At 68.4% G+C, this 18,463-nt stretch carries 15 protein-coding genes; 5 read left to right on the top strand and 10 right to left on the bottom strand.

Going from position 1 to position 18,463, the window contains the following annotated elements:
• Nucleotides 1–49 precede the first annotated feature (49 nt).
• A complete protein-coding gene (gene hpnH, locus ULB03_RS25450; protein WP_322485880.1) occupies nucleotides 50–1,186 on the top strand; it encodes an adenosyl-hopene transferase HpnH in 1,137 nt (378 codons plus the stop codon).
• On the opposite strand, the gene ULB03_RS25445 is transcribed toward hpnH, so the two are convergent.
• The 7 genes from ULB03_RS25445 to hpnA form a co-directional block, all read right to left on the bottom strand.
• Nucleotides 1,121–1,825, bottom strand: coding sequence for a phosphorylase family protein (locus ULB03_RS25445; protein WP_322485879.1), 705 nt, complete (start codon nucleotides 1,823–1,825; stop codon nucleotides 1,121–1,123). The genes hpnH and ULB03_RS25445 overlap by 66 nt on opposite strands.
• A gap of 227 nt (nucleotides 1,826–2,052) precedes the next feature.
• Nucleotides 2,053–4,044, bottom strand: coding sequence for a squalene--hopene cyclase (gene shc, locus ULB03_RS25440; protein WP_322485878.1), 1,992 nt, complete (start codon nucleotides 4,042–4,044; stop codon nucleotides 2,053–2,055).
• Nucleotides 4,045–4,171: 127 nt separating this feature from the next.
• Nucleotides 4,172–5,446 (bottom strand): hydroxysqualene dehydroxylase HpnE, encoded by a 1,275-nt coding sequence (gene hpnE, locus ULB03_RS25435; protein ID WP_322485877.1) that lies wholly within the window; start codon nucleotides 5,444–5,446, stop codon nucleotides 4,172–4,174.
• On the bottom strand, nucleotides 5,446–6,327 hold the full coding sequence (gene hpnD / locus ULB03_RS25430; RefSeq protein ID WP_322485876.1) for a presqualene diphosphate synthase HpnD: 882 nt from the start codon (nucleotides 6,325–6,327) through the stop codon (nucleotides 5,446–5,448). The genes hpnE and hpnD overlap by 1 nt, the downstream gene beginning before the upstream one ends.
• Entirely contained in the window at nucleotides 6,324–7,199 is an 876-nt protein-coding gene (gene hpnC / locus ULB03_RS25425; RefSeq protein WP_322485875.1) for a squalene synthase HpnC, read from the bottom strand. Before hpnC ends, hpnD begins: the two co-directional genes overlap by 4 nt.
• Nucleotides 7,196–8,464 carry a glycosyltransferase gene (locus ULB03_RS25420; RefSeq protein WP_322485874.1) on the bottom strand — a complete coding sequence of 423 codons (1,269 nt, stop codon included), beginning with the start codon at nucleotides 8,462–8,464 and terminating at the stop codon, nucleotides 7,196–7,198. Before ULB03_RS25420 ends, hpnC begins: the two co-directional genes overlap by 4 nt.
• Entirely contained in the window at nucleotides 8,461–9,462 is a 1,002-nt protein-coding gene (gene hpnA / locus ULB03_RS25415; RefSeq protein ID WP_322485873.1) for a hopanoid-associated sugar epimerase, read from the bottom strand. Before hpnA ends, ULB03_RS25420 begins: the two co-directional genes overlap by 4 nt.
• Nucleotides 9,463–9,937: 475 nt before the next feature.
• Between hpnA and ULB03_RS25410 the strand changes: the two genes are divergently transcribed.
• Entirely contained in the window at nucleotides 9,938–10,732 is a 795-nt protein-coding gene (locus ULB03_RS25410; RefSeq protein WP_322485872.1) for a hypothetical protein, read from the top strand.
• A 64-nt stretch (nucleotides 10,733–10,796) separates the two neighbouring features.
• On the opposite strand, the gene ULB03_RS25405 is transcribed toward ULB03_RS25410, so the two are convergent.
• Nucleotides 10,797–11,411, bottom strand: coding sequence for a TetR/AcrR family transcriptional regulator (locus ULB03_RS25405; RefSeq protein WP_322485871.1), 615 nt, complete (start codon nucleotides 11,409–11,411; stop codon nucleotides 10,797–10,799).
• 283 nt (nucleotides 11,412–11,694) lie between these two features.
• On the opposite strand from ULB03_RS25405, the gene ULB03_RS25400 reads away from it, so the two are divergent.
• The 3 genes from ULB03_RS25400 (at nucleotide 11,695) to ilvD (ending at nucleotide 16,575) form a co-directional block, all read left to right on the top strand.
• Nucleotides 11,695–12,813, top strand: a complete 1,119-nt coding sequence (locus ULB03_RS25400; protein WP_322485870.1) for an HlyD family secretion protein — start codon at nucleotides 11,695–11,697, stop codon at nucleotides 12,811–12,813.
• A gap of 62 nt (nucleotides 12,814–12,875) precedes the next feature.
• Nucleotides 12,876–14,591 carry an MDR family MFS transporter gene (locus ULB03_RS25395; protein ID WP_322485869.1) on the top strand — a complete coding sequence of 572 codons (1,716 nt, stop codon included), beginning with the start codon at nucleotides 12,876–12,878 and terminating at the stop codon, nucleotides 14,589–14,591.
• 139 nt (nucleotides 14,592–14,730) lie between these two features.
• Entirely contained in the window at nucleotides 14,731–16,575 is a 1,845-nt protein-coding gene (gene ilvD / locus ULB03_RS25390) for a dihydroxy-acid dehydratase (RefSeq protein WP_322485868.1), read from the top strand.
• 157 nt (nucleotides 16,576–16,732) lie between these two features.
• Here the strand turns inward: ilvD and ULB03_RS25385 are convergent, their stop codons facing one another.
• Both ULB03_RS25385 and ULB03_RS25380 read right to left on the bottom strand, forming a co-directional pair.
• Nucleotides 16,733–17,641 (bottom strand): CBS domain-containing protein, encoded by a 909-nt coding sequence (locus ULB03_RS25385; RefSeq protein ID WP_322485867.1) that lies wholly within the window; start codon nucleotides 17,639–17,641, stop codon nucleotides 16,733–16,735.
• Between the two features lie 167 nt (nucleotides 17,642–17,808).
• Nucleotides 17,809–18,393, bottom strand: coding sequence for a YceI family protein (locus ULB03_RS25380; RefSeq protein ID WP_322485866.1), 585 nt, complete (start codon nucleotides 18,391–18,393; stop codon nucleotides 17,809–17,811).
• Nucleotides 18,394–18,463: the final 70 nt, after the last annotated feature.

Here is an 18,463-nt window from a genome sequence, read left to right as displayed (position 1 = left end):
ACCCGCGCCGCCGCGGTTAAGGGCGCTGGGGTTCAAGGAGATTGAAGGCATGGGTATTCCGCTGCATCAGGTCGTCCGTATCGGCTCGTATCTTCTCAAGAAGCGGCTGACGGGCGTGAAGCGCTATCCCTTGGTCCTCATGCTGGAACCGCTGTTCCGGTGCAACCTGGCCTGTGCCGGCTGCGGCAAGATCGACTATCCGGATGAAATCCTGAACCAGCGCCTGCCGCTGGAGGATTGCCTGTCGGCGGTGGACGAGTGCGGCGCGCCCGTGGTGGTGATCGCCGGCGGTGAGCCGCTGCTGCACAAAGAAATCGACCAGATGGTCGAAGGCATCATCGCCAAGAAGAAGTACGCTATCCTCTGCACCAACGCGCTGCTGATGGAAAAGAAGCTGGACCTGTTCAAGCCCAGCCCCTACTTCACCTGGTCGGTGCACCTGGACGGTGACCGCGAGGCGCACGACAAGTCGGTCTGCCAGAAGGGGACCTACGACCGCGCCGTCGCGGCCATCAAGGCGGCGAAGGATCGCGGCTTCCGCGTCAGCATCAACTGCACCTTCTTCAACGACGCCGATCCGGAGCGCGTGGCCCGCTTCTTCGACAGCGTCATGGAAATGGGCGTGGAAGGCATCACTGTCTCGCCGGGCTACGCCTATGAGCGCGCGCCCGACCAGCAGCATTTCCTGAACCGCACCGCGACCAAGAACCTGTTCCGCGAGGTCTTCAAGCGCGGCAACGGCGGCAAGAACTGGCGCTTCAACCAGTCGACCATGTTCCTGGACTTCCTGGCCGGCAACCAGGAATACCACTGCACCCCGTGGGGCAACCCCTGCCGCACCTACTTTGGCTGGCAGCGTCCCTGCTATCTCCTCGGCGAAGGCTATGCCAAGACCTTCAAGGAGCTGATGGAGGACACGGACTGGGACAAGTACGGCACCGGCAACTATGAGAAGTGCGCCGACTGCATGGTCCATTGCGGCTATGAGGCGACCGCCGTCACCGACACCCTGACCAACCCGCTGAAGGCCGCTTGGGTCGGCCTGCGTGGCGTCAAGACCACCGGCGACATGGCGCCGGAGATCAGCCTGGCCAACCAGCGCCCGGCCGAGTTCGTCTTCTCACGTCATGTCGAGAAGGCGCTGGCTGACATCCGCGCGCGCGACGCCAGCAAAGCCGCCGAGTAAGGCCTTAAACGCCGCCTCGGAATCCCGGGCCAGCCGCATCAGTTGCGGGATCTGGCCCGGCTGACGCCACAGGGACGCCAGGATCCGGAACGGGTCCGGCGTCCCGTTGCGTTTCAGGGGGGCCATGGCCGCGTCCGGCAGGGTCATGTGGGCTGGATCGCACACGGCGCGCAGCACCGCCACCGGCACGCCGAAGCGGGCCCCCACCCGGGCCGCGATCTGGGATTCGGTGTCGACCACCGCCGCTCCGGTCGCGGCGTAAAGCGCCTGCTTGCCGGCCACGTTGTTAATGATGCGTTCCTGGCCCGCCACCGGTGCCACCATGGCGTGGGGCAGGGCGTCGGCCAGTCCCGTCGTCCAGGCCGCGTCGGGCAGGAAATCGCCGCCGTCGGTGACGATGCGGTTGGCGATGACCAGGGTGCCGGGCGCCAGGCCCGGCTGCAGCCCGCCGGCCAGGCCAAAGCTTAAGAAGCCACAGGCGCCTGGGGCATGGGCCGTCAACTCCCGCTCCGTCCGTTCAAGGTCGCCGGCGCTGACCAGCGGTAGCCAGCCCCGCGCCCGGGCGATGTCCGCCTCACGCTTCAACCCGGTGACGACGATGATGGGGCGCGCCATGACGCGCCGCTGAGCCTGACCCATGATACTTTCCCGAACGCCCAAGCAAAACGCCTGGAAGGTGGACCTTCCAGGCGTCTTTATTACCCGCAGTCGCGGCGATTTACAGTTTTAAAAAGGGCCTTTTACAGGCGTCCCCTTTGTTATACCGCACCTCAAGTGCCGGGCGGCCACATCCGCGGCCTCGGCTTCCTCGCTCCGCCCTACGGTGCTCGCTCCGGCGGCCGCAGTCGCGGCCTATGCCGTCGGCATTACAGGCCGACACTGACCAGCTTGCTGTTGCTGTTGGACAGGTTGCGATAGCGCGCCATGGCCCACAGGGGGAAGTATTTCGAATAGCCGTGATAGCGCAGGTAGAAGATGCGGGGGAAGCCGCCGCCGCTGTAATACTCTTCCTTCCACAGGCCGTCCTCACCCTGGTTGCGCGTCAGCCAGTCGATGCCGCGCGCCACGGCCGGGTGCTCCACGGCGCCGGCCGCCATCAGGCCCAGCAGGGCCCACGCCGTCTGCGATGCGGTGGAGGGGAAGGGCTGGTAGCCGCTGTAATCCAGGGCGTAGCTTTCGCAATCCTCGCCCCAGCCGCCGTCGGGGTTCTGGATCTGCACCAGCCAGTCCACCGCCCGCTTCATGGCCGGGTGGTCCGGGGACAGGCCGGCGGCGTTCAGGCCGTTCAGGGCCGACCAGGTGCCGTAGATGTAATTGACGCCCCAACGGCCGAACCAGCTGCCGTCCTTTTCCTGCTCCTTCAGCAGGTACTCCACGCCTTCCTTCATCGCCCGGCCGTCCTTGTCGGCGCCCAGCTGGGCCATCATGCCCAGGCAGCGGCCGGTGACGTCGGAGGTCGGCGGGTCCAGCAGGGCACCGTGGTCGGAGAAGGGGATGTAATTTAGGTAATAATGGGTGTTGTCGGCGTCGAAGGCGCCCCAGCCGCCGTTGCGGCTTTGCAGCCCCTCCACCCATTCCGCGCCGCGGGCCACCGTCATGTCGTAGTCCGCGGGCAGGCCTGCGGCGGCCAGTTGCGGCTGGGCGCGGTTGAACGCCATCACCACTACGGCGGTGTCGTCCAGGTCGGGGTAATGGTCGTTGCCGTACTGGAAGGCCCAGCCGCCGGGGCGCACATCCGGGCGCTGATCCGCCCAGTCGCCCTTGACGTCCAGCACCTGTTCACCCTTCAGCCATTCCAGGGCCTGGCCGGTGCGGGCCAGCGCCTCATCCGTGCCCACCTCCAGCAGGGCGTGGCACAGCAGGCTGGTGTCCCAGACGGGGCTGACGCAGGGCTGGCAGAAGGCCTCGTCCCGCGCCTCATCGATGACCAGCAGCTTCTCGATGGCATAGCGGGCGGTGGCGACCTCGGGGTGCTTGGGCGACCAGCCCAGCAGGTCGAACATCATGACGGTGTTGGCCATGGCGGGATAGATGGCGCCCAGGCCATCCTCGCCATTCAGGCGCTCCCGCACGAAGGCGACGGCCTTCTCGATGGCCTTGTCCCGGCTCTTCTTGGGGAAGTAAGGCTGGACCACGCGCAGCACGCGGTCGATGACGCCGAAGATTTCGCCCCACGGCTTTTTCACATGCGGCGCCTTGGGCCAGGACTTCACATGGTCGGCGGGGACCAGGAACAGCTCATCAATGCGCAGGTTGCGCGGGTTCTTGGCCTTGGACTTGAGCGCCATCAGGATCAGCAGCGGCACGATGACGGTGCGCGCCCAATAGCTGATCTTGGTCAGGTGGAAGGGGAACCACTTCGGCAGCAGCATGATTTCCACCGGCATCACCGGGACGGCGGTCCACGGCACGGCGCCGAACTGGGCCAGCATGATGCGGGTGAAGACGTTGCTGGCCGCGGCCCCACCGTTGTCGCGGATGGCCTGGCGGGCGCGGGCCATGTGCGGGGCGTCGATGTCGTCGCCGATGGCCTTCAGCGCGAAGTAGGCCTTCACGCTGGCGCTGATGTTGAAGGCGCCGTTGTGGAACAGCGGCCAGCCGCCATGGCTGCCCTGGATGCGGCGCAGGTAGTTGCCGATGCGGCGCGCGATCTCCGGATCCGGTTCCTCACCCAGGTGATGCTTCAACAGGATGTATTCGGCGGGGATGGTGGCGTCGGCCTCCAGGTCGAAAACCCAGTGGCCGTCCGCCGCCTGGCGGTCCATCAGGACGCGGGCGGCGCGGTCGATCGACCGCTGCAACGCCCCTTCGCTGACACGGGCCGTGCCGGCACCAGTGCCGACGAAACCGGCTTCCATACGAACATCCATGACCAAGCGACCTCTACGAACGCGACTTAACCTGAAGCGGGATGATTCAATAAACGCCAAGCCGGGCTGTGCGCTGGCGCACACCCTTGGCTCATGCCTGAAATGCTCAGGCAACTCACCGTGCGGTCAGGATCGCATCCGCAGCGGTGAATCCCGAACGTATGGCGCCTTCTATGGTTGATGGCAACCCGGTAGCGGTCCAATCCCCTGCCAGTGCAAGGTTTTTTCCGGCGGCCGTTGCATTCGGGCGACGCTTTGCCTGTTCTGGCAGTGCGGCAAAGGTGGCCCGCTTCTCCTTCACCACCTGCCACGGCGGCAAAGGTGTCGCGGGGGCGAGGCCGGCCAAGGCCGCGATCTCGCCCCAGATGGTGCGGGCCGTCTCCTCCCGGTCCGACTCCATCAGGCGATCGGCGCCGCTGACGGTCACCGACACATGGTCGTCGTAGGCGAAGGCCCATTCGCCCACGGTGTTGATCATGCCCGTCATCCGGGGCATGCCCGCCGGCCGGTCCAGCCGGAAGTGAACGTTCAGGATGGAGCGGTGTTCCGTCGGCGTCGTCAGGCCGGGCAGCAGATCGGCCGCGACCCAGGCCGGCACCGCCAGAACCACGCGATCCTCAGGCTTCAGCTCAATCGTTTCGGTTCCGAAATCAAGAGCCGTGACCACTTGGTCCACGCGGGTGAGGGCACGCAACCGGCGGCGCCAAACGATGTCCGCGCCATTGCGGGCCAGCCAGTCCAGGGCCGGGTCGACAAAGACCGGCGACAGGCCGCCGCTGGCCAGCAGCGGCTGGTAGGCCGCCCCGCCTTGGGCCAGGGTCTCGCGGATGATGGCGCCGGCCAGCCCGGCGGCCGACTGCTCCGGCTCGGTGTTCAGGGCGGCCAGCAGCACGGGGCGGAAAAAGGTCTCCCAGGCGGTGCCTGAGCAGGCCAGCACCTCGCCGATGGGCGCCAGCGGATCGGCCCGCATCAGCTTCAGGCCGGCCAGGTAATCGACGGCCTTGGTGCCGGGTACGCGGCGCGACGGCACCAGGGCCCACCACGGCAACTTGCCGTCGTTGGGGCGGACCTGCCAGCGTCGGCCGGTGGCGCCGTCCCAGAACCGGTACTCCACCTTCTCCAGCGCCGGCTCCTGCCCGGGGGCGTGGGTGGCGCGCAGATAGGCCATGGCGGCGTGGTTGCCGCTGACCAGCAGGTGGCTGCCGTTGTCGATGCGGATGCCCAGGTTGGGCTCATCGTAGGAGCGGCAGCGGCCGCCGGCCTGGGCCGCCGCCTCATACAGGCGCACGCGGCGCCCCGCCTGGGTCAGGCGCACGGCCGAGGCCAAGCCGGCCAGGCCGGCGCCGATGACGTGGACGGTCGGCCCGGGGGATGGAACGGGGATGGTCATCAGAACAGGAAAGCCTTCAGCACGATCCACAGCAGGTGCGGCTTGGCGATACGCACCTTGGGGCGGTCGCCGGCCCAGCCGCGCACCAGCAGGCGGTCCAGGTACACCTTGTACACGTCGCGCATCAGGCGCGGGGCCCGGGCGGCGCGGCGGGGGGCGGCCGCCAGCAGGCGGTCGGCCTCGCGGAAATGCTCGGCGGCGCGCACCGCCAGGTCGCGGGCCACGCCGTCGATGCGCGGGTCGGCCACGACCGTGGCGGGATCGGTGGCGGTGATGCCGTGCCGGCGCAGCAACTCGGCCGGCAGGTACAGCCGGTTGATGGCCGCGTCCTCATCCACGTCGCGCAGCACGTTGGTGAGCTGCAGGGCGCGGCCCAGGTGATGGGACAGGGCGATGCCGCTATCCTCCGGCATGCCGAAGACGCGGACGGACAGGCGCCCCACGGCGCTGGCTACCCGGTCGCAGTACAGGTCCAGGGTCGCCATGTCCGGCGCCTGGATGTCGGCGTCCAGGTCCATCTGCATGCCGTCGATGACGGCGATGAAATCCTCGTGCCGCAGGCCGAAGCGCTGTGTGGCGGCCTGCAGGCCGGCCAGCTTGGCGGGGCCCTGGCCCTGGCAGACGGCGGCGATGTCACGCCGCCACAGGTCCAGCGCCTCGCGCCGCGCCGCCTTGGTGGCGGCTATGGTCGGGTCGTCGCCATCGGCGATGTCGTCCACTGCCCGGCAGAAGGCGTAGATGTGGAACATGGCGTCGCGTTCCGCCGGCGGCAGGACACGCATGGCGGTATAGAACGAGCTGCCGCTGGCGGATTTGGCCGCGGTTTCGTTCTGGCCCGGGAGGTTGGGATTGCTGTCGGGCATCTCGGCGGCGGCGCTCATGGCTTTTTCCCCACCGGCACCGCGCGGGTGCCGCCGATCAGCCGCTGCCACAGGGTGGACAGGGTGGCGCGCGCGGCGATGCACAGCGTCTCCATCTTGCTCAGGTGCACCCGGTCTGACAAGGGATCGCGGATCAACAGCAGGCGCACCAGGCGGCGGGCCAGGCGCTGGATGATGGCCACCTCGATGGCCAGGCGCAGGTCGGCAACCTGGCTGGCCAGCGGCTCCGCCTGGTCGAGCAGGGCGTCGGTGCGCTTCGCCAAGTGGCGGATGATGTCCAGCAAGGCGGGCGGCGCCTGCGGTTCCAGCAGCACGTCGGGGGTCAGGTCCCCGGCGATGAGCAGGGGCAGGGGGATGTAGACGCGGTCCAGCGCCTTCTTGTCCTTGCCGCAATCCTGCAGGTGGTTGATGACCTGCAAGGCGGCGCACAGCGCGTCCGACGCTGGCCAAGTGTCCCGGCTTTCACCATGCACATCCAGGACATAGCGGCCCACCGGCATGGCGGAATACCGGCAATAGTCCATCAGGTCGTCCCAGTCGCGATAGCGCAGTTGGGTGACGTCGCGGCGGAAGGCGATCAACAGATCCTGGGCGTGCTGGTCGGACAGGCCGCGCTGGCGCAGCACCTCGCGCAGGGCCACGGCCTCGGGCTCGTTCTCCCGCTCGCCGCGCAGGCTGGCGCCCATGGCGTCCAGCAGCTTCAGCTTCATGTCCGGCGCCAGCACGGGGCTGTCCGACACGTCGTCGGCCACCCGGGCGAAGGCGTAGTAGGCCATGACGGGCGCGCGCGCGTCCTGGCGGATGATCAGCGAGGCGACGGGAAAGTTCTCGTCCTTGTGGCCCTTGCCGGTGCGGTGGTTGGCTGCCGTCATGGGGTGGTGTTTCCGTTCTGGCCTGCACCTGCCTGGTCCGCCGGTGGCGGGGCGGACTGCACATGCTGGGCTTGGGCGCGCCCCTTCCACATGCCGCCACGGCCCATCCAATGCTGGACCGCGCTGTCCACGGTCCACACGGTATAGACGATGCCGATCAGCGGCAAGGTGACGGCCCGCATAGGCGACAGGCGATAGAACGCCTGGATGGGCGCGAAGCTGGCCAGCATCAAACCTACCGCCAGCGCGCCGAAGATGCCCGCCGCCTCCCGGTCGAACAGGGCCAGCAGCACCGGCGCCACATAAGTCAGCAGCATGCCCAGGACGGTGCCCGCCAGCAGCACCGGGGAATAGTTCAACTGCGCGTAGGCGCTGCGGATGACCATGCGGCGGATGTCGTCCACCTTGTCATAGGCGCGCAGGCTGACGGCGCGGTCGCTGAGGCCCAGCCAGATGGACCCTTGGGTCTTCAGGCGGCGGCCCAGGGCGCAATCGTCGATCAGGGCGTCGCGGATGCTGTCGATGCCGCCGGCGCGGGCCAGCGCCTGGCGGTCCACCAGCATGCAGCCGCCGGCGGCCGCCGCGACGGTGGAGCCGCTGTCGTTCACCCGGCCGAAGGGGTACAGCATCTGGAAGAAATAGATGAAGGCCGGGATGAAGGCCTTCTCCGCCCAGCTTTGGCAGCGCAGCTTGGCCATCAGGCTGACCAGCACGCGGTTTTCCGTCTGGGCGCGGGTGACCAGGCGGGTCAGCGTGTCGGGGGCGTAGGCGATGTCGGCATCGGTCAGCCACAGGTAATCGGGCGGGAAGTCGCCTTCCTGGGCATGATTGATGCCCTGGCGCACGGCCCACAGCTTGCCCGTCCAGCCGGGCGCCAGCTCCGCCCCCGTCAGAACGGTGAGCGTGGCGGTGGAGCCGGACGTTTCCGCCGCGTGGCGGGCCAGATCGGCCGTGCCGTCGTCGCTGCCGTCGTCGACCAGCACGATGCTGAGATGGCCGGGATAGTCCTGCGCGCCGAGCGACGCGATGACTTGGGCGATGCCGTCGGCCTCGTTACGGGCCGGGATGACGGCGGTGACGGACGGCCAGCCGCCTTCCAGCCCGCCATGGCTCACCGTGGGGCCACTGGGCAGTTGCCCCGGCTTGTTGGCCGGCGCCAGCGCCATGTCGTCCCGTTCCAGCCCCAGCCAGAACAAGCCCCGGGCGAAGACCAGGACCACCCAAACCGCCAGGCCGATGACGCCGATGAGGAAAATCAGGCTCATGCAAGATACCCCGCGGTCTTGAACCAGGTGAGGGCGTCGGCCAGGGCCTCGCCATAGGGACGGGCGGTATAGCCCAGCTCGGCCTCGGCCTTGGCCGAGGAAAAGAACATGCGGTACTTCGACATGCGCAGGCCGTCCACGGTCACGAACGGTTCCCGCTTGGTGATCTTGGCCACGGCCTCCGCCACCACGGCGATGGGCAGGATCAGGCCGCGCGGCACCGCCACTGTGGGCGGCTTGCGCCCCACCAGGCGGGCGATGTCAGCCAGCATCTGCTGCAAGGAAACGTCCTGCCCGCCCAGGATGTAGCGCTCGCCCACCCGGCCCTTCTCGAAGGCCAGCAAATGGCCCTCGGCCACGTCGTCCACATGCACCAGGTTCAGGCCGGTGTCGACGAAGGCCGGCATCTTGCCGGTCGCGGCCTCCACGATGATGCGGCCGGTGGGGGTGGGGCGCAGGTCGCGGGGGCCGATGGGGGTGGATGGGTTGACGATGACGGCGGGCAGGCCATCCTTCGCCACCATGTCCAGCACGGCCTGTTCCGCCAGGATCTTGCTGCGCTTGTAGGCGCCAATGGCGGCGTCCGGTGCCATCACCGCGCGTTCGTCCACCGCCACGCCGTCGGTGCGCGGCGCTAGCACCGCGACGCTGCTGGTGTAGACGACACGGCGCAGGCGGTGTTCCAGCGCCAGTTCCATGATGGCGCGGGTGCCGCGCAGGTTGTTCTGGACGATCTCTTCCGGGTTGGGCGCCCACAGGCGGTAATCGGCCGCCACATGCAGCAGCGCATCCGCCCCCGCCATCCCGCGCGCCAGGCTGGCGCGGTCGTTCAGGTCGCCCTCCACCACGCGCACGTCCAGGCCGGCCAGGTTGGTGGGCGGGGTGGCGGGCCGCTTCAGGACCGTGACGTCATGGCCGCGGGCCAGGGCCACACGGGCCACGGCCGCGCCGACGAATCCCGTCGCCCCGGTGATGAACAGTCGCTGCTTGTCGGCCATTGGCCTTCCGGTCCCCTATCGCGCCCCAATCGGCGCCCATCGAACGGCGCGGACCATATCACTTCCGCAGTGCGGAGTGAAAAGGGTTGGGCGCAGGCGCCCTGCGGATGGCTGGCCTGCTGCGGCGCGGATGCCACAGGGACGGCCAGCATTCGCCGGCCACATACCCTGTCAGTCTTGCAAGTACTTAACGATATATTAACGAATGATCGACGCGGTCACTATGTATATGACGCACTGCACACCGTCGGCCCCCCGTACTACGCCATCTCCCGCCGATTAAAAGGCGATCTGACCGTTGGGTTATACGGGTCAATACTGATTGACCTCCCGGTCAGGATGCATTCTGCTCATGTCTGTAGGAGAGGCTGGCGGTGTCATTCGGATGCCGTTGGTTGAATTTCCAGCAAGCGAGGTGGTTTGTCCCGGGGCGTTAGGCCCTGCGGGACCGTGAACGATCCGGGGGATTAGAGAAATGCGCCTGAAGGTCCAGTTGTTGTTGCCCGTCATCGGAATTGCCGCCCTGGGTGGCGTCCTTGTGTCCGCCGGCCAGATGAGTCAGGACCGGACAGCCCGGGTAGCCCTTTCCCTGGATCAGGCGCGCACCGTTCTGGTGCAGGCCGCCGATGTGCGGGCCCTCAGCCGCGCGGTTCAGCGCGACGCCCTGAACACGCTGCTGGAGCCGGGGGCCGATCGCGGCGCCTTCGTGCAGCGCGCCTCATCGCGGCTGACGGAAATGGCCGGCATGCTCACCGCCCTGCGCGACCACGCCGCCGACGCGGCGTTCCTGGCGCCCCAGGCCCAGGCGCTCACGGAAATGACCGGCTTGGTGACGGCGGTGCGGACGGGTGACGAGGCCGATGCCCTGGCGCGGCTGCGCACCCGGGTGGGCCCGGCGGACGCCCAGGCCGACACTTTGGCCCAATCCTTCATCACCGCGCGCGGGCTGGAGATGGACAGCCTGGCGGCGGACGCCGGTCGCCTGCGGGCGCAGGCTGACCGCCTTTCTGCCTGGGACGCGGTGCTGGGCATGACGGGCGCCTTGATGGCGGGCGCCCTGTTCCTGCTGCTGGTGCTGCGCCGCCCGCTGGCGCGCTGGCTCGGGGCCGGCAACGACGATTTGCGCGCGGTCATGGCCGCGGCGGAGCGGGGGGATGAACTGGGCGATTGGGCCCGCGCCCTGGTGGCCTTGCGCAACCAGGCGGCGGAGCGGGGGCGGCGTCCCGCCCGCGATGCCGTGGCCCCGGCCCACAAGGCGCTGGCGGCCTGATACCGGCTAGACGGCATGATAAAGGGGCGCGGGCTTCCGTCGAGTCCGCGCCCCTTTATGGATATCACGCCTTGCGGTCACACAGCGGACGGGGCAGGGCCCCCTCCAGCAACTGGCTAATGTGCCGGTCCATCCAGCCCGGTTCGTCCAGTGGGCTGAAGCGAATCAGCAGGCGGGTATAGAGCGCGCCGTACATCGCCTCCACCAGCGTTTCGACATGCAGGTCGCTGCGGAACTCACCATTGCGCTTGCCCCGCTCGATGAGGTCGCGCAGGCGCTGGCGCCGCGGCTCCACCACCTTTTCATGGTAAACCTTCAAGGTGGCGGGATCGTTTTGCCCAGCCAGCACGATGCTGGCCACCACCCGGCCGGTGGCGCCGGCGAAGCTGCGGGCGATGCCTTGCAGCATGGTGCGCAGGTCGGCCACCGCCGAGGTCGTGCTGGGGGTGGGCACCGTCAGCTCCGCATGGGCCAGCAGCGCTTCCATGGCCAGGGCCCCCTTGCCGGGCCACCAGCGGTAAATCGTCGTCTTCGCCGTGCCGGAACGGGCGGCCACCCCCTCGATGGTGAACCGTTCCAGACCGTTTTCCTCCAGCAATTGGAAGGCGGCGTCCAGGATGGCGTCCCGCGCCTGGTCTGATCGGGGCCGCCCCGGCCCCCGCATGGCTTTGTCCGTCACCCTCTCTCCTCGCTCTCACTATGAAGCCCCGGTTATTAAGCCGGCCCCTTGTTGGCCAGGGCCGGTCTGTGACGCTCATCGCACCGTTCGGGAAAGGAAACGCTACACAGCGTTTCGTTTGTCGCAGTGCTCCTGGCGCCGGTTCCACACTACCTTACACTTACGAAACGGACCATAGCGAAATGGTCCTTCCCGCCGACCCCCGGTTCGTCGTCCGGCCACTTCGCGTGGCCCGGAGCGCCCCCGGTCGTCCCTGCGGGTTCCAGAATCAAGGAGAGTAGTCGTGAGCGGGGTTGTAAAGAAGTCTTCCGTTAAAGTATTGGCCGGCGCCGTCGCCGCCGTGGCGCTTCTGGGCGGGGCGGCGGTGGGTGGCAATTACTATTGGAAGACGGGGCGCTTCCTCGAATCCACCGATGATGCCTACGTCCAGGCGGATTACACCACCGTCGCGCCAAAAGTTTCGGGTTACATCGCCGAGGTGTTGGTGGAGGATAACCAGCCGGTGAAGGCCGGCCAAGTGCTGGCCCGCATCGACGACCGTGATTTCCGCACGGCGCTGGACCAGGCCAAGGCCGACGTGGCCACGGCCGAGGCGGACATCCGCAACATCCAGGCCCAGCGGGTGCAGCAGCAGGCGGTGGTGGCCCAGGCCCAGGCGGCGCTGGCCGCCGACCAGGCCAACCTGACCTTCGCCCGCCAGGATCGGGACCGTTACCGCGACCTGATGAAGACCGGCTTTGGCACGGTGCAGCGCGCCCAGCAGACCGAGGCGGCGGTGACCGACAAGGCCGCCGGCCTGCAGCGGGACCAGGCGGCGCTGGTGGCGGCGCAAAAGCAGGTGGACGTGCTGGCCACGGCCGAGGCCAAGGCGGCCACGGTGCTGGACCGCGCCCAGGCGGTGGCCCGCCAGGCGGAACTGAACCTGTCCTACACCACCATCGCCGCGCCCATCGACGGCACGGTGGGGGCCCGCAGCCTGCGTGTGGGGCAGTTGGTCCAGGCCGGCACCCAGTTGATGGCGGTGGTGCCGCTGTCCCAGGTCTACGTCCTGGCCAATTTCAAGGAAACCCAGCTGACCGAGGTGCGCCCCGGACAGCCAGTGCAGGTGACGGTCGACAGCTTCCCCGGCACCACCCTGAAGGGCCGGGTCGACAGCCTGTCCCCCGCCAGCGGCACCAGCTTCGCCCTGCTGCCGCCGGACAACGCCACCGGCAACTTCACCAAGATCGTGCAGCGCATCCCGGTGAAGATCGTGCTCGATGACGGCCAGCCGCTGGCGGGCCTGCTGCGGCCCGGCATGTCGGCCGAGCCGGTCATCGACACCCGGACCCAACCCGCCGGGGCGCCCCAGGCACCGCAGTTGGCCAAGTCCACTTCCGGTCTTTATCCCATGGCCCGCTGAGGGCCGCTTTGACATCAGGCCCCGCTGAGGGCCGGTCTTTGATCGCTTAAGGCGCATACGCCATGGCCCCCTTCGACAACGTCCACCCCCCCGGTGCCCACACCCACGGCGCCCACCCCCACGGCACCCCGGCCGCCGGCGGCAACCTCCCCCGCACCTTGCCGCCGGCCCGCGGCCCGGCTCCGTCCCCGGACGATAGCCGGGCCGCCCCTTCCTCGACGCCCGCCGCCGACACCGTGTCGTTCAAGACCTGGCTGGCGGTGCTGGGCTCGGTGCTGGGCGCCTTCATGGCGGTATTGAACATCCAGATCGTCAACGCCTCGCTGGCCGACATCCAGGGCGGCATCGGCGCCGGCGTGGATGATGGTGGCTGGATCGCCACCGCCTACCTGATCGGCGAGATCATCGTCATCCCGCTGTCGGGTTTCCTCAGCCAGGTGTTCAGCGTGCGCCGCTACCTGATCACCAACACGGTGCTGTTCCTGGTGTTCTCCGTCGCCTGCGCCTTCGCTCAGAACCTGCAGCAGATGATCGTGCTGCGGGCCATCCAGGGCTTCTGCGGCGGTGTGCTGATCCCCATGGCATTCACCCTGATCATCACCCTGCTGCCCAAGTCGCGGCACCCGCTGGGCCTGGCCCTGTTCGCGCTGACCGCCACCTTCGCCCCGGCCATCGGCCCCACCATCGGCGGTTACCTGACCGAGACCTACGGCTGGAAATACATCTTCTACATCAACCTGGTGCCGGGCGTGTTCATGGTCGCGGCCCTGTGGGCCTCGTTGGAGCGGGCGCCCCTGCGCCTCGGCCTGCTGCGCCAGGGCGATTGGTGGGGCATCGCCACCATGGCCATGGGCCTGGCCTGCCTGCAGACGGTGCTGGAGGAGGGCAACAAGGACGACTGGTTCGGCTCCGCCTACATCGTGCGGCTGGCCGTCATCGCCGCCGTGGCCCTGGGCGCCTTCCTGGTCATCGAGCTGAAGGTGGACAAGCCCTTGCTGAACCTGCGCCTGCTGGCGCGGCGCAATTTCGGCCTGGGCATCGTCGCCAATGCTTTGCTGGGCGTGGTGCTCTACGCCTCCTCCTACCTACTGCCGCGCTATCTGGGAGAGATCCAGGGCTACAACGCGCAGCAGATCGGGTCCGTCATGGCTTGGGTGGGGCTGCCGCAACTGGTGCTGATCCCGCTGGTGCCCATGCTGATGAATCGCTTCGACGCCCGTTGGCTGGCGCTGGTGGGCGCGGCCATCTTCGCCGGCAGCAATTTCATGAACATCCACCTGTGGCTGGGCAGCGCCGCCGACCAGCTGTTCTGGCCCAACATCGTCCGCGCCTTCGGCCAGGCCCTGGTCATGACGCCCCTGTCGGTGGTGGCCACCAGCGGCATCGAGAAGGAGAACGCGGGCTCCGCCTCCGGCCTGTTCAACATGATGCGCAACCTGGGCGGCGCCGTGGGCATCGCCCTGACCCAGACCTGGCTGACCAAACGTGAACAGTTCCATTCCAACGTCATGACCGGCCAGGTCAGCCTGTTCGGCGAAAGCACCCGCCAGCACCTGGCCACGCTGCAGCGGAAGTTCATGGAGCACGGCGTGCCCGACGCCCTCACCGCCTGGCGCCAGGCGGTGGCGGAGGTGGACGCCGGCATCCGCGCCCAGGCTTGGCTGATGGCCTACAGCGACGCCTTCTTCTTCCTGGGCAGCGCCATGGCCCTGTCGGCCGTCGCCATCCTGTTCCTGAAGAAGGCCGCCGCCGGGGCGGACGCCGGCGGCGCGCACTGAGGCGTGCATGCCCGGCGCTGACCCGCGCGCCGGGCATGCCGGGGGATCGTTCGCGCCAACGCCGGAAAGGTTGCCTCTTTGGCCAGATAGTTTTAGAAATTGGGCCCAGTCAGGTAACAATCTTTCAGGATCTGGTTCCGTGCCCCAGCTTCGCTCCCGTACCACCACCCATGGCCGTAACATGGCCGGCGCCCGCGGCCTCTGGCGCGCCACCGGCATGACGGATGCCGATTTCGGCAAGCCCATCGTGGCCATCGCCAATTCCTTCACCCAGTTCGTGCCCGGTCACGTGCACCTGAAGGACCTGGGCCAGCTGGTGGCGGGCGAGGTGGTGGCGGCCGGCGGCGTCGCCAAGGAATTCAACACCATCGCGGTGGATGACGGCATCGCCATGGGCCACGCCGGCATGCTGTACAGCCTGCCCTCGCGCGAGGTCATCGCCGACGCCGTGGAATACATGGTCAACGCGCATTGCGCCGACGCCCTGGTCTGCATCTCCAACTGCGACAAGATCACGCCCGGCATGCTGATGGCGGCCCTGCGCCTCAACATCCCCACCGTGTTCGTCTCCGGCGGACCCATGGAGGCCGGCAAGGCCCCCGTGCATGGCGAGATCCGCTCCGTCGACCTGATCGACGCCATGGTGGCGGCGGCCGACGACAGCGTCAGCGACGCCGAGGTCCAGGCGCTGGAACAGAACGCCTGCCCCACCTGCGGCTCCTGCTCCGGCATGTTCACCGCCAATTCCATGAACTGCCTGGTGGAGGCGCTGGGCCTGGGCCTGCCCGGCAACGGCACCGTGCTGGCCACCCACGCTGACCGCAAGGCGCTGTTCCTGCGGGCCGGCCGCACGGCGGTGGAAATCGCCAAGCGCTGGTACGAACAGGACGACGCCAGCGTCCTGCCCCGTTCCATCGCCACGTTCGAGGGGTTTGAGAACGCCATCGCCCTGGACATCGCCATGGGCGGGTCCACCAACACGGTGCTGCACCTGCTGGCGGCGGCCTATGAGGGCGGGGTGGACTTCACCATGGCTGACATCGACCGCATGTCGCGCCGGGTGCCCCACCTGTGCAAAGTGGCGCCGTCCTCCGCCACCGTGCATATCGAGGACGTGCACCGCGCCGGCGGCATCATGGGCATCCTGGGTGAACTGGACCGTGCTGGCCTGCTGCACCGCGACGTGCCCACCGTGCACGCCCCCACCATCGGCGCCGCCGTGGACCGCTGGGACATCACCCGCGCCAACGACGCCGACATCAGCGAGTTCTACGCCGCCGCCCCCGGTGGCGTGCGCACCACCCAGGCCTTCAGCCAGGCCTCGCGCTACACCAGCCTGGACCGCGACCGGGTGAACGGCATCATCCGCAGCAAGGAGCACGCCTTCAGCCAGGACGGCGGCTTGGCCGTGCTGTATGGCAACCTGGCGGTGGATGGCTGCATCGTGAAGACAGCGGGCGTGGATCCGGCGGCCCTGACCTTCACCGGCAAGGCCCGCGTGTTCGAAAGCCAGGATGACGCCGTTTCCGCCATCCTGGGCAACCGGGTGCAGGCGGGCGACGTGGTGCTGATCCGCTATGAGGGCCCGCGCGGCGGTCCCGGCATGCAGGAAATGCTGTATCCCACCAGCTATCTGAAGTCCAAGGGCCTGGGCAAGGTCTGCGCCCTGGTGACCGACGGCCGATTCTCCGGCGGCAGCTCCGGCCTGTCCATCGGCCACGTCTCGCCCGAGGCGGCGGAGGGCGGCACCATCGGCCTGGTGGAGGAGGGCGACCGCATCGTCATCGACATCCCCAACCGCAGCATCCGCCTGGACGTGGAGGATGCGGAGCTGGAGCGCCGCCGCGACGCCATGAAGGCCAAGGGCGCCAAGGCTTGGAAGCCCGCCACCCGCGATCGCAAGGTCTCGGGCGCGCTCAAGGCCTACGCCCACTTCGCCACCTCCGCCTCGCGCGGCGCGGTGCGGGACACGTCGGGGATTTGATCCGGGCCTTGTCAGCGCCATGAGGTCACCCTCATGGCGCTGTCGGGCGCGACGATACGCTCGCGGCTTAAGCCCGCTTATTCCTCCGCGTCGCCCCACACCAGGAACAGGCCGACGTCGCCGGGGAAGCCGTTGGGGAAGTCCAGGACACGGGCGATCAGGCTGAAGCCGGCCGGCTGCAACTCGTGGTGCCAACGCTGGTAGATCTCGGCCGCCTCGCCACGCAGGGTGCGGGGCCAGTCCGGTTCCGGGGCGTTGATGGCGCGGGCGCCGTCGCTGCACAGGTCGGCCGGGAAGCGCAGCAGCAGGAATTCCTTCTCCCCCGGGCGGCCGCCTCATGCGCGCCCTCCAGCAGCTTGTGCCAGGCATGGTCGGCCACATGATGGTCGATCAGTTCCTGCACCTTCTCCTGCCGGCGGGCCAGCGCCTCCTTGCGTTGCTCGGCCAGGTGGCGGGCGTTCTCGTCATGGAAATTGCCCACCAGATGGCGGAAGTCGGCGGCCCGGAACAGGGGTTCGTGCGCCGGTTCCCGCACCGGCGCCGGTGCTGAGGGCGCCTTGCGTTCCCAGCGCTGGAACAGGCCGGAGCGGTGCGCCGGCTCCGTCTTCTCGGCGGGCTCGGCCGCCAGCACCTTCAGCAGGTCGGCGCGCGACACGATGCCCACCAGCGTCCCGTCCAGCACCACCGGCACGCGCTTGATGCCGTGGGTGATCAGCAGCCGGGCGATTTCCGTGGTGTCGGTGTTGATGTCGACGGTGATGACCGGGGCGGCCATGACGTCGCGGGCGGTGCGTTCCCGCTTCTGCACCGCGGCCCAATAGGCGGGCAGTTGCTCACCCTCCGCCACCAGGGCCAGCCACCAGTCGCGCCGCGCCTCATGGGCGGCACCCGCCTCCTCCCGGTCGATCAGGTCGCCTTCGCTGACCATGCCGATGACCCCGCCGTGGCTGTCCACCACCGGTGCGGCGCTGACGCCCCGTTCCAGCAGCAAGGCGGCGATGCGGCTGACGGGCGTGTCGGGCGTCACGGTCAGCACATTTTCGGTCATTACGTCATGGGCGCGCATGGGGCGGCATTCCTATCACGATGGGGCCAGTCACGATGGGTACGTGCCGGAAAAGATAACCCGATGAAAGGACGGGCGTCTTTGCGCTGCATCATAGCCAGGGGAGCACTTCTCCCAATGCACCGGGCGCCTGTCCTTTGGTAAGACCGCGCCCGCGCGTCGCCCGGTCAGGGCTGGGCCGTGGCCGTCAGATCCACCGTCACCGCCACGGCCAGGTCCACCGACCGGCCCTTGCTGAACAGGCCGTGGCCGCCGACGTCATAGTCGGTGCGCACCAGATCCAGCCGGCCCACGGCGTGGGCCTTGCCGTCGGTGATGTCCAGGGTGAAGGGCAGGACCACGTCCTTGCGGATGCCGCGGATGGTCAGGGTGCCCACGGCCTCATACTGGTTGCCACCCTTGGCGCGGAAGGTCGCGGCCTCGAACACCGCGTCGGGGAAGGCATGGACGTTGAACCAGTCCTCGCCCGGCAGGGCCTCATCCTTTTCAGCATCGCCGATGACGGCGCTGCCCATGGCGATGGTCACCTTGGCGTGTCCCGCCGCCGGGCTGGCGGGATCGAAGTCGATGGCGGCATCCCAGGTGCCGAAGCGGCCGGTGAATTCCTTGCCGCTTTGGTGGCCGATGAAGCCCAATTGGCTCTGGGCGTGGTCCACGGTCCAGGGCGCGGCGTTCGCCGGGGCGGCCAGCAACAGGGGCGACAGCAATAGGGTGGCCAGGGCGGGGATCAGAAACGAAGGGCGCAGGGTCACGGGCAACAACCTCCAGGACATGCCGATGCGGCGGGTTGGCTGCCGATAATAATCGACGCGCTGGCGGCGC

It is taken from the genome of Nitrospirillum goiasense, assembly GCF_034427435.1.
Taxonomy (GTDB): Bacteria; Pseudomonadota; Alphaproteobacteria; order Azospirillales; family Azospirillaceae; genus Nitrospirillum.
Note: the sequence above shows the minus strand (reverse complement) of the source record. Positions and strands in the feature narration are given on the sequence as shown.

Bases quoted from the DNA above. Each gene is read 5' to 3' on its own strand.
- hpnH (WP_322485880.1), top strand. From the start codon at position 50: ATGGGTATTCCGCTGCATCAGGTCGTCCGTATCGGCTCGTATCTTCTC.
- ULB03_RS25445 (WP_322485879.1), bottom strand. From the start codon at position 1,825: ATGGGTCAGGCTCAGCGGCGCGTCATGGCGCGCCCCATCATCGTCGTC.
- shc (WP_322485878.1), bottom strand. From the start codon at position 4,044: ATGGAAGCCGGTTTCGTCGGCACTGGTGCCGGCACGGCCCGTGTCAGC.
- hpnE (WP_322485877.1), bottom strand. From the start codon at position 5,446: ATGACCATCCCCGTTCCATCCCCCGGGCCGACCGTCCACGTCATCGGC.
- hpnD (WP_322485876.1), bottom strand. From the start codon at position 6,327: ATGAGCGCCGCCGCCGAGATGCCCGACAGCAATCCCAACCTCCCGGGC.
- hpnC (WP_322485875.1), bottom strand. From the start codon at position 7,199: ATGACGGCAGCCAACCACCGCACCGGCAAGGGCCACAAGGACGAGAAC.
- ULB03_RS25420 (WP_322485874.1), bottom strand. From the start codon at position 8,464: ATGAGCCTGATTTTCCTCATCGGCGTCATCGGCCTGGCGGTTTGGGTG.
- hpnA (WP_322485873.1), bottom strand. From the start codon at position 9,462: ATGGCCGACAAGCAGCGACTGTTCATCACCGGGGCGACGGGATTCGTC.
- ULB03_RS25410 (WP_322485872.1), top strand. From the start codon at position 9,938: ATGCGCCTGAAGGTCCAGTTGTTGTTGCCCGTCATCGGAATTGCCGCC.
- ULB03_RS25395 (WP_322485869.1), top strand. From the start codon at position 12,876: ATGGCCCCCTTCGACAACGTCCACCCCCCCGGTGCCCACACCCACGGC.
- ULB03_RS25385 (WP_322485867.1), bottom strand. From the start codon at position 17,641: ATGCGCGCCCATGACGTAATGACCGAAAATGTGCTGACCGTGACGCCC.